Origin of the sequence: Paenibacillus sp. NPDC058177 (genome assembly GCF_042883835.1) — a bacterium.
GTDB classification, from domain to species: Bacteria; Bacillota; Bacilli; order Paenibacillales; family Paenibacillaceae; genus Paenibacillus_AQ; species Paenibacillus_AQ agri.
In genome coordinates this window covers 61,729-72,531 of the sequence record NZ_JBHVVB010000004.1, presented here as the reverse complement: position 1 = coordinate 72,531, position 10,803 = coordinate 61,729, and the positions used below count along the sequence as shown (strand labels likewise).

General features: G+C 42.8%; 11 protein-coding genes. 2 read left to right on the top strand and 9 right to left on the bottom strand.

The annotated features are described in order from the left end of the window. Positions 1 to 42: 42 nt before the first annotated feature. From ACFVU8_RS17565 to ACFVU8_RS17545, 5 genes are all read right to left on the bottom strand, one after another. A complete protein-coding gene (locus tag ACFVU8_RS17565) occupies positions 43 to 552 on the bottom strand; it encodes a hypothetical protein (protein ID WP_387428857.1) in 510 nt (169 codons plus the stop codon). 233 nt (positions 553 to 785) lie between these two features. Then, on the bottom strand, positions 786 to 2,270 hold the full coding sequence (locus ACFVU8_RS17560) for a metallophosphoesterase (RefSeq protein ID WP_387428854.1): 1,485 nt from the start codon (positions 2,268 to 2,270) through the stop codon (positions 786 to 788). A gap of 217 nt (positions 2,271 to 2,487) precedes the next feature. Then, a complete protein-coding gene (locus ACFVU8_RS17555; protein ID WP_387428851.1) occupies positions 2,488 to 3,309 on the bottom strand; it encodes an MFS transporter in 822 nt (273 codons plus the stop codon). Between the two features lie 102 nt (positions 3,310 to 3,411). Further along, the gene (locus ACFVU8_RS17550) at positions 3,412 to 4,554 is read right to left on the bottom strand and encodes a helix-turn-helix domain-containing protein (protein WP_387428849.1); all 1,143 of its coding nucleotides are present in this window, start codon (positions 4,552 to 4,554) and stop codon (positions 3,412 to 3,414) included. Continuing rightward, positions 4,538 to 5,320: a hypothetical protein gene (locus ACFVU8_RS17545; RefSeq protein ID WP_387428847.1), complete on the bottom strand. Its 783-nt coding sequence runs from the start codon at positions 5,318 to 5,320 to the stop codon at positions 4,538 to 4,540. The genes ACFVU8_RS17550 and ACFVU8_RS17545 overlap by 17 nt, the downstream gene beginning before the upstream one ends. 204 nt (positions 5,321 to 5,524) lie before the next feature. Here ACFVU8_RS17545 and ACFVU8_RS17540 point away from each other — a divergent pair, with 204 nt between their 5' ends. Continuing rightward, on the top strand, positions 5,525 to 6,517 hold the full coding sequence (locus ACFVU8_RS17540) for a PD-(D/E)XK nuclease family protein (protein WP_387428845.1): 993 nt from the start codon (positions 5,525 to 5,527) through the stop codon (positions 6,515 to 6,517). Between the two features lie 128 nt (positions 6,518 to 6,645). Here the strand turns inward: ACFVU8_RS17540 and rlmH are convergent, their stop codons facing one another. The 3 genes from rlmH to ACFVU8_RS17525 form a co-directional block, all read right to left on the bottom strand. Then, positions 6,646 to 7,125 (bottom strand): 23S rRNA (pseudouridine(1915)-N(3))-methyltransferase RlmH, encoded by a 480-nt coding sequence (gene rlmH / locus ACFVU8_RS17535; RefSeq protein WP_066377914.1) that lies wholly within the window; start codon positions 7,123 to 7,125, stop codon positions 6,646 to 6,648. Positions 7,126 to 7,330: 205 nt separating this feature from the next. Beyond that, positions 7,331 to 8,179 carry an EcsC family protein gene (locus ACFVU8_RS17530; protein WP_387428842.1) on the bottom strand — a complete coding sequence of 283 codons (849 nt, stop codon included), beginning with the start codon at positions 8,177 to 8,179 and terminating at the stop codon, positions 7,331 to 7,333. Between the two features lie 263 nt (positions 8,180 to 8,442). Further along, positions 8,443 to 9,855 carry a hypothetical protein gene (locus ACFVU8_RS17525; RefSeq protein WP_387428841.1) on the bottom strand — a complete coding sequence of 471 codons (1,413 nt, stop codon included), beginning with the start codon at positions 9,853 to 9,855 and terminating at the stop codon, positions 8,443 to 8,445. 218 nt (positions 9,856 to 10,073) lie between these two features. Between ACFVU8_RS17525 and ACFVU8_RS17520 the strand changes: the two genes are divergently transcribed. Then, on the top strand, positions 10,074 to 10,355 hold the full coding sequence (locus tag ACFVU8_RS17520; protein ID WP_387428839.1) for a hypothetical protein: 282 nt from the start codon (positions 10,074 to 10,076) through the stop codon (positions 10,353 to 10,355). Positions 10,356 to 10,526: 171 nt separating this feature from the next. On the opposite strand, the gene ACFVU8_RS17515 is transcribed toward ACFVU8_RS17520, so the two are convergent. Continuing rightward, positions 10,527 to 10,694 carry a CxxH/CxxC protein gene (locus tag ACFVU8_RS17515; protein WP_066377900.1) on the bottom strand — a complete coding sequence of 56 codons (168 nt, stop codon included), beginning with the start codon at positions 10,692 to 10,694 and terminating at the stop codon, positions 10,527 to 10,529. Positions 10,695 to 10,803: the final 109 nt, after the last annotated feature.

Here is a 10,803-nt window from a genome sequence, read left to right as displayed (position 1 = left end):
TTCTTTATAAAGAAAATTCTACAAGCGTCAATAATGACATGTTTAATTTTTGTTCATTCGGTTCAGCAGTTCTTCTACTCGAGCTCGACTAAATTTCCACTCATCTGGTATTTTATCATGAACTCCCACTGCCTTCCCAGACTTCCATATGTGATTTTCCTTAAGAATAGTCTCTCCTAGCCCATTTCTACTATCCTTCAAACGTTGGACTACCTCAGCCGGAGTAGCTAGGTAACTACGGGGAAGTTCCCCTTTTATCAAATCTACACCTTTAAACTGTACCAGACAAAGCACTGTCATCTCTTTATGTTTCGCTAACCATACATCAGCCGCTTCATGGTATGTTCTATCTTTCTTATAATTTTGAGTTAACCCCCAAGCCCCATCTTGGCTACCTTTGACCGATACTTTTAGCATTCTGTCTCCCTGTACGACTACCAAGTCATACTCAGGCTGGTTCGCACCGTATTGTACCGACACATCAAAATCACACCATGCAAACAATGTTGCCGCAAGTGCTTCAGCTGCTAATCCTACTTGATGTTGGTTCATTTCATTACTCCTGTTATTAATTTGGGATAAAAACCATTTATGGAACCAATTATATCGAACATGCGACTAATCTTATTCAATTACATTGCTGGATTTCGACCTGCCAATGCTACAATTCTTCGCCTATTCTACATTAATTACGTTTACCATAGGTGAGACACATCTATTTATGGCTCTAGGAGTGGGAGGCAATTACGCAATGCTCTCTAGTTTAGATGCTACAGACAACATATCTAGGAGCTTTGATTTTCTAAAAGTACAATTGATCGAGGTAATAACGGTGTTTTATCCATCAACATTTTCACCTCATCTTCATTGAGCGACAAATTATTTACTGCTGGCAAATACACATCAACATTACAAAATGTGATATGCTTTTTCTTGTCACTTCTCACAGTATCGATCACCCCCATATCAATTCCATATTGCTTCATCGTTAAGAGCATTAACCAAAACCTCACTACATCATAATCATCCAATGGGCGCATTCCTTCAATAGAAAGGGGCATTCTATTAAAAACATATCCTGTTATTACAGCAGCGGTCATAAAAGCCCTTATGTCTGAAAAATCTCCGCTTTCAATTATTGCAATTGAGTGATAGATAGCTTTCACCACTTGCCTTGATATACGTCCAGAAATAGAATATCCGATATATGTATCTCTTAAATACCCATCCGTTATCTCTTTTACTACTTCAAGATAAGCTTCTGGTGAATTAGCAAGAACCGCAAAATTATGCTTGTTTGAAGCGCATCGCTTATATCCTCTTTGTTTTATGGTCGCAATTAATGCCAATTCGTTTTTGACGTTCGACACAACGATAGGTGAGTGGAATTTGGATATGGACTCAAAATTACTTGAAGCAATAAGGCTATATTGGTCAGCCGATTTTTCTAATTTTCCAAATGCATAGACATAGTATTGCTTAAACCCTCTCCGTTCTAGATCCTCAGCATCGCTATTGTTGTATCCACGCTGCGATGACACATTGTTGTATTGCTGTTCGGTTCTGTGGGTATGCCCGAATATTCGCCAACTATTTGCACCTTTGAGTGCTGTTGTTGAACTCCACCAGCAGTCTTTATCTTTATTCGTAAAATCAATCATTGGAAAATGGGTAACTATCAATACCTTCTCTTCTTCGTTTAATACACCGTTAGCGAAAGACACCCACTCATCGTGTAAAGACATAATCTTTTTAGGGCTAAAATCTTTTACTTTTTGTGCATCAGGAAGACCCATAAACTGCTTCAGGGTTACTTGACGCTTTCCACGCCGAAAACTGGTCCAACCAGTATCACCAATAACACAAATATCTTTATAATAGTATTTGCGACCAGTAACAAGAAACTTGAAATATTGATTATCTTGCGTTTCATCAGAAAAGAGATTGATAATATTCTGATGGCTTTTTGTACCGTTATTCCAGTAATCGTGATTTCCAAGTACGAAAAAACCCAATATTTGATTTTCCTCTAGCTCTTTCACAAACGAAAGTGTCTTTTTATAGCTATCGAAAAAATCTCCTGCCAAGCATATTATGCTGTCAGCATAACGCTCCTTTATAAAGGTAATGAAATCACTTTTCATTTGCGAAGCTGCCTTTGCCTTGAATTTTCTTTTCGTATAATCAAAATGCAAATCAGATATGAATACAATCGGATTCTCGGTTGGTTCGATTGGGACATTGTTATTTGGAAATATTAGGTCGGCCATCGGAATTATCGCTCCTATTTTTCAACTGAAAACAAATAGCTATTAACTATCTCAAAAGCAATAAGCTCACCTTAAAATTTCGCCCTCCTTGTGCTCTGGTTCTCTCGCTGACTGAAGCGGCAAGTTTTAAGGGTATCCTTGCCAAATATCATCTGTTTATCTTTGCGTGAAAATCATAACTTTGGAAGATATACTATAGTATCTATTGGCTTGAAGCTTATAATGGGGGTTCTTTCATACACTTTTTCCCCACGAAAATCCCATAAATAAATATCAATATTAAAACCACAATACCCCTGAACCATGACCCCATAAAAATCATGGATGAAGGCATCCCTACTGCAAATATTAGAAATAAAATCCAGTTTGTAAAGGAATGCTTGAATCGTTTTTTGATAAAGCCTTCAGTGATAATAAGGTATAAAAAAACAAGATAAAATAATCCAGCAAAGACAAGTGAAAATATCAAAATTTGTTCTTTTGGTGATGTTGCGCTTAGTAGAGATATAACAAACAATACTAATAACATAAGGAAAGATATATTGAAGTAGGTATGGATAAAGGGGACTCCAAATGGAGCAATCTTTGTTTTTATGTAACGCTCAACGATTGTAACTATGTCCTTATCCTTTCTTAATGTAATTGAATCAAGTTGTCTTGATTTGAGTCTTACAATTTCCTCCTCAATCTCTTTATGAAACTCATATAATAAATCCTTTTTTAGGTCTTCCTCTGATGTCTCTTTAATTTCTATGTATTTTTGCATGAATTCATAAGGCAGGATTGAAATCGCTTTTGATATTTTCTCAGTGACTGTAAATAGATCGGATCTTTCGTTGAAAAACTTGTAAATCTCAAATTCTAAATCAGAGTAGGTATCAAGCGCTTTGTCTAAACGCTGCTGATTTGATTTGTTATTTTCAAGATATGTGTTTCTAAGTTCCTTATACATCCAGAAAACCAATGCTATTAAAATAATAATGGCAGATGCAGATGAATCTGGGAACATTGATTTTATTAACTCAATAGTGTAACTCATTATATCACTCCTTTAATTTACAATTACGTTTTACCAGTTATTTTGTTCCATGAAAAAAGAGAAGCAGAATGCTTCTCCTTTTCTATACCTTGAACTTCTGATTTAGTTTTGAAGATTCCCTAAATATCTAAGCTTAATAATGGAATCTTCTCTCCTAAGGGATAATGTCCCTGGAGTCAACTCACAGAGAGCTTCTACATCCTTAGGATTCAAACGAACATGTTTTTGAACCAATTCAAATCCATCAATACCCGATTGTAATATGACCTCAAATGCTTTTTTAAACAACGTTGGGTATGGAATCGGCAATACATCGTCAAGCGGTTCTTTATGTCTCATTTTGCGCATAGAGATTTGCTTTTGCAATGACGTATACCGACTCATCGATATTATCCCTAAGTCCTTGGCACGGTGTATCATTGCAGCAATGGAAACGCGCCAATATTTCTTTAATTCAGTATACCCATCAAGCGTTGTTTCACTTGAAACCATGGAGGAGAATGCATCCTCTGGTAAAAGAAAAGCCGAGGCGAACTGATGGGCCTGGGTTTCCATTAGTTTGAACTCTTCTTTAGTCAAACTATCCTGATTATGAATATCTAAATGCATTAACAAATGTCCTAATTCATGAGCAGCATCAAAATGTCTTCTAGCAGCAGATTTCTTGTCTTCTCCAAGTATTACAAATGATCTACCCGATCTAGGCTGACAAAACGCATCTACCTTAACATCCCCCAGTTCAACTGAAGCCACAATAATGCCATTGCTTTCTAAAACGTTGACTAAGTTATTAATGGGCTTGTCACCGAGTTTCCAGTGATTCCTCATCGTGATTGCCAGTTCCTCTATTCGATCTGAATCCCATTCTCCTTCCGGAAAATCCGAAAGATCAGGCAGGTTCGGTGAAGGAAACTCAACATATTGATTGAGAATAGAATACACTTTCGAAACCCATCCAGCACGTTCCTTTTGCATTTCTCTGACTCGTTTCGGAATCGAAGTTGAAGCCCGAAAAAAGGTGTTCCCAACATACTGCTCCTCTTCCGTTTCAGAAAAATAACCTTTGGGAAAATCCAGTGTATTTATAATGAGCATCATCGTTTCAGCTTTAGGAATGGCCTGCCCTAATTCAAACTGTGAAATAGCCTGTTTACTTACTCCAATTCGCTCAGATAATTCTTTGATGGTGTACCCCCGTGCAATTCTTGCCGAGGATAACCGCTTAGGATTAAATTGCGTTTGCATCGTCATCACTCATTTTATTCGCTCTATCCTTATCCTTTTTGATGGTCACATTTGGAGTATCTTGATATTCCTTCACTTGAGATGTATCTATTCTTAGCTTACGCCGCTTCTTCAATTCAATAGGTACTTTAATCTCAAGTTCAGTGTCTCTGGATGGACTATACTCCTTCAGTAAGTCTATGTTGTCACAAAAGATATAGCGCTCCTGATCAGGAGTTAAGGCAGCAAGTCGAATCGGTGCTTTAGGGTCAGTGCCGTCGTATATCAATAGCAAACCGAAAGGAATATCTTTTATGTTTGATGGAATTTCTGGCTCGGTGACTAACGAAATTTCATTGTCAAAATCAATATAAGTTTGAAATTCCAATTCTGATACCATTCCGCGATCCTTCATTATTGCAAGATTGAACGCGGAAATATCACCACGATATCGGCTTGGTTTAGGAAGTTTTGCATGAGAAAGAAGATGGATCGGTATGAGATTAAGGTTGAGATCTTCAAAATGAACGACAACATAATTAAAATTCCCGCCAGCTCTCTTCTTGCTTGCGGACATTCTCCATTCCTTTGGTAAATCATTCACAGCCTTAAGAATGGCATTCATTACATCCTGTCGACGAACAAATGGCTTAGCATCATCAACAAGCGCAGCATTGGGGGTATTTTCTTGTAGTGTTTTGATGACCTCAACCGTTGCTTTACTTAATACATTTATCCGTTCATAGGTAGGAACTAAGCTGTTCTTGTAGAATGAAGCCAGTTTCATCTATACCGCCGTCCTTGTCAATGGTAATATATTCTCATCAAATATATTACTTTAACCTTTTATTTGTCAAGTGAATGAGATTTTAAACATATTGATCTGTACACAATATTCTAAACTTCTTAAGAGTTTGATATTACTTCACTATTTTAAAAGGATGCATTACTCATTAATCGAATCTAATATATTAATGAAGGAGTGAACAGAATGAATATTTTCAAGGCACTAAGCATGGGAAAAGGGCGTCTAAATGAGGAAAATATGAGTGCGATGCTCGGATATTTACTTTCTCCTCGACAGCCTCATGGTTTAGGTGATTTGTTTCTCAAGAGATTTTTAAGTACACTTAATAACTTTGAAGGATGTAACGGTAGATTTAATAATGTGTTAGATACGAAAAATCCGCTGGAAGCCGAGGTCTTACTTGAAGAACCTTACTCTTATTTAGGTAAGAAGTGGTTTGTAGATTTGGTGATCCAAATATATACCAAAGGAGGAAGCACCTTAAATGATAAAAATGAAGTTCACCGCATAATCATTGAAAACAAAATCCACTCCCAATCTTCTAATTCTATACAATTAAGGAGTGAATTTTTAGCAGTATTAGATGACTTGAAGAGCCAACAAGCTCAGAACACCACCGACATTACTATGGTGTTCCTGACCCCTGATATTACAACTGGGCCACTACAATCCGAGTTCAACACTTTGCTGGATAGTGATTTAGAAAACCATCGGAAGGCATGGTTAAAGTGGACTGGAGACTCATCTATTATATCCATCATCCGCTCAGTACTTAAAGATGAATCCATTGGAAATATAGATCCAATCTCTGACTACATGAGACATACTCTTAAAGCATTCATTCGACATGTTCTTGATAGTCAGGAGGAACTTAAAAATCCCTCCACAATAAAATCGAATGATCCGGGAGAAATCAAAGAATTCATTCTTGCACGTATGGATGATGTCCTCTACCGCATTGAACAGTACGACAGTTCAACAATCAGGGTATACAATGTTGAAACCCAAGAGAACGAGGTAGCTTTGCCGATGCTAAAAAGAATAAATATTGAATTGCATCTCGGACTGGACACCCATTTTTCCAGTGGACAAGCTAAAAACACTCGCCACCTTGGAAAGGAAATCATTCGCTGCTTGAAAGAGCAAGGAAAGAGTGAATCGAGCTCTCCGACTTAAATATCATAAATGATAATTTGGCCCTGCAAACAGGCATTGTTCGATTCAAACAACCTTACCGGACCTTCCCAAAGAGCCTGGAGGCCCCGTTCTGCGCCCAGCAAGCGCCTAAGGTCGATTTTTTCGCCCTACTTATGATACGGTTCCCCCCGATTTATCTTCACCGCGCGATAAATCTGCTCCACCAGCACCAGGCGCATGAGCTGATGAGGCAGCGTCATGCGCCCGAAGCTCATGCGCTGCTGGGCGCGGCGCATAACATCGTCGGAGAGCCCATGGCTCCCTCCGATAACAAAAACAACATGGCTCGTCCCATAGGTGCCGAGCCGGTCGATCTCTCCGGCAAGCTCTTCCGAGCTCCAGAGCTTGCCGTCGATCGCGAGCGCAATAACATGCGCCTCGCTTTTGATCTGCGCGAGGATACGTTCGCCCTCGCGCCCCTTCACCTGCACCACCTCTGCTTCGCTCAGAGAGTCGGGTGCTTTTTCATCCGCCACCTCAATCACCTGAAATTTGAGGTAAGGCGTCAGCCTTTTCGCATATTCCGCGATGCCATCGATCAAGTACTTTTCCTTCAATTTTCCTACGCCAATAATCTGAATTAACATAAAACCCTCCATCTGTTTGCTTACAATACTATGTCTAAAATCTATCTTCTTTCATGGGGTGTAGCTCCAGCGAAAGGCCCGGGCGTCACTAAGGTAGCATGTCTGAACTTCCGGTCGCTCTTGTCCCAAATTTTTCTTTATTAACTGCTTCTACCGATTCCAATCTGGAACTCTTACGCCTACAACTCCAAGCTCCTATCTCCACTTACTCGCCCACTACCCGCATCTCCACCATCCGCGCCAGAATCCTTCTCTTCCGGTACAGCATGCGCGCAGCCTCGCCTACATCCTCAATCGTTTTGCGATTGGTATATGCGCCAAAAACGATTCCCGCTACCGGGACCATCTGCAACAGCTTTTTCCAACCAAAGTTATCCCGGTATACGGTGATGACTTCGTGCCAGCCCTTAATTTTGGACAAGGCTGCGTTTGTGCCTTCAAGAATATCTCCGCTTCCACCTGCTTGCAGGTTCAGCTCTTCCAGGATCGCCTGCTTACCCACAATGTCCGAGGAAGCAAACTGCATCACTTTTACCGTGAATATCCGTTCTGCCTTATCGGTCGGATCATATCCGTAGCAGAGCCCGATCTCCTGAATGACCTTCAGAGACAGGCCCAGAGTGGCCGGAATATCTACTGCCAGAGTGAACACACCACCAACTCCAGTGGTCGCTCCCTGAATGGTCGCTGTCTCCCGTCCAGTCTGGATGAGCTGAAGTGCTGACGCATCCATAACAGACAAGGAATAGGGGCCCCGCTCCGAACCGCCAGCGGCCTGACTTTGGGAAGCCACGAGGGTCCCGACCTTACGGCCCGCTACGAGATAATTGCCACCGTTCTGGATATAGCTTCCTAATTCGTCGAGCAGTTGGCCGATTTTATCGTGAATAATCTTCGGCGTAATCTTGTCCAGCAGTTTAAAAGGCAGGCGGGACATGCGGTCCCAGATCATCAGCTTTTTCTGCTCTTTTTCCCACTTCGTGACTTCAGCAAGTGCGGCATCAAGCTGCTCCAGTGTCTCTAACTGTGCGGACGGATGTTGTGGATGCGCCATTTTGAGAACCTCCCTTATGTTGCGGGGCTTAGCTGCCACCGGTCAAATCATTATCTTTTAAAGGTATACGTCCGAGCAGGCGATCAGGTCCATATTTCAGTTCACCCTGTGACCCACTCCCGGATGATCACACGGCGGAGTCCCGCTGAAATTCCACTTTTCTTTTAGTGTACCACAATGTGCAGCTATTCAAGACAGCCGTACGTATACGCACAAAAGCACCCGCTACCCGCGGATGCTTTTTACAAGTTAAGACGATCCCTCTACACCAGGAACATCGCCACAATCGTCGTCACCGCCAGCCCCAGCAGTACGGGCTTCAGGTTGCGGCGGGCCAGTTCGAACGGGCTAACACCGCAGATGGCGGCTGCCGGGATGAGCGCCCAAGGAATCAGCGTACCACCGCCAACCCAAATCGCAGCCACCTGACCTAGTGCGGTCAGTGTCGCTGCCCCGGTATGAATGGCGGATGCGAACAGCTGCGCGATGGAACCAGCCAGTGAAATTCCGGAAAAGCCCGAACCATCCAGCCCGGTGATCGCCCCGATTATGGTCATGGTGACCGCGCCCACTGCACCGTTAAGCGGAACATGATCCGCCAGAGCGACACCGAGGTCGTTCACGATTCCGTGCGAGGCTTCCGGGAGCACTTTTCCGAACAACTCGGTGAACGCCGAATCGCCCAGATAGAAAAAAGCCGCAATCGGAATCACCGGACCGAACACCTTGAATCCAAAAACAAATCCTTCTATTAAATAGGATGTGATCTTTTCGAGTCCCCGGTTGCGGTGGGCCAGCATGGTGATAGCGATCAGAATGAGTACCGCCGTACCGCCCACGAGTGCTGTGGCATCCCCGCCTTGCAGCTTCAGAACGAACATCGCGACGACATCGAGTAGGAATAGAAGCGGAATGACGATGGCCAGCGTTTTTTTGACACGAGGGCTAAGTAGCAATGGTCCTATTAGCTGTTCTCCCACCTCCGTGAGTGAACTGCCTCCTTTTACCGTGACCAACCCATTCCGCCATGTTCCATTCTTCTGATCTCTGCGCATCAGCCAGAACGCGGCCACTGTCGTAACCAGCCCCATGACAATCACAAGCGGAACACTGGCCTCCATCACACTGCTTACCGGAAGTCCGGCTGCGTCTGCGGTGAGTTTTGGGGCACCCTGAATAATGTAATCTCCGGATAGCGCGATACCGTGACCAAACAGATTCATCGCCATGGCCGCTCCCAGCGCAGGCAGACCGACACGAACGGCAACAGGCAGCAATACAGCACCGATCAGAGCGACCGCCGGCGAAGGCCAGAAGAAGAAGGAAGTCACCATCATAATGATCCCAATCCCCCAGTAAGCCATGGACGGCGTACGAATCAAACGGCTGAGCGGCGCAACCATCGTCTCATTGATCCCGGTAATAATCAGAATCCGGCTCATCGCTACAATAATGGAGATAATCATGATCGTACCGAGCAGCTCTTTGGTCGCATATACAAAAGAATTGAAGATCCCCGACACCGAACCGCTCAGCGTATTCGTCGCGAGCAGACCCAAAGCAAAAATCCCAACTACACAGATCATCGTCGTATCCCGCCGCCGGATCAGCAGCCCGAGGATGAACACAATGAACACCAGATACACATAGTGGATCGCTGACAACTCAATCCCCATGATCGTGCGCCCCCTTCTCACCTGTAACTCAATAGGTGCTATATGCTATGCAGGGGCATGGGCGAAAGTTCGACATTAGGTGCCTTAGAGGAAAAAAAAGAGCCACTTGCTAGTGTCTCATCGGTGGGAGCTCTTCTATCACTTATTCAGTGCAAAGTACATTTAAATAAGACTAACGGCTACAAGTTGTATATAATATCCAATAAGGAGGGGAGTACATGAACAGAATAAAGCAAAACATGCCCGTTATGCTGATCATTTTAGGTGCTGTCCTGTTTTTCTTGGTATTCAGTAGAGCTAGTACAGCCGCTATTGTTCAATTCTCAGAGATATCCAAAGATAGTATTGTTGTAATAAATGCGCTTGGCGAAAAAACAATGGTGAGAGTGCCTTCTAAAATTGACACCAGTACTCTTAATGAGCAATCTTATTATTTAGTAAGCTATAGCTCAAGTTTTTTTCAGCGAAACCGCTTTGATAAAATAGAAAAATCACACTAAAAGAGGAGAGCACATTGCTCATCTCACTCAAATACCAAAACCTCCATAGATACCGACATCCTTGGAGAGCTGTGAGTCTAGACGTCTACCGTTTGACCTATATTGAGGCATAAAAAAAGAACGTGAGCACTCACGTCCTTTTCGTCATCTTATCATTTACGTACAGGCCTTTTACACGACCAAATACTCAGCATTCTTCTCGCATTCCGCACATTTCGCCGGCGGGTCCCAGTCAGAGAACTCCGTTTCCTTCAGATCCACTACATCCGGTGCGTCTTCGTACTCGTCCACAAACCTGTCAATGGCCAGCTCCACGTGTTCCTTACACACTACATACATTCAACCAAGCATCCCTTTCTGTGCCGCTGCGGCGTAATACTCCTTCTACTGTTCTACCACACTTCCAGGTAAAAGGGAACTCCCCGCCGTCGATTCCTGTCATTTCCTT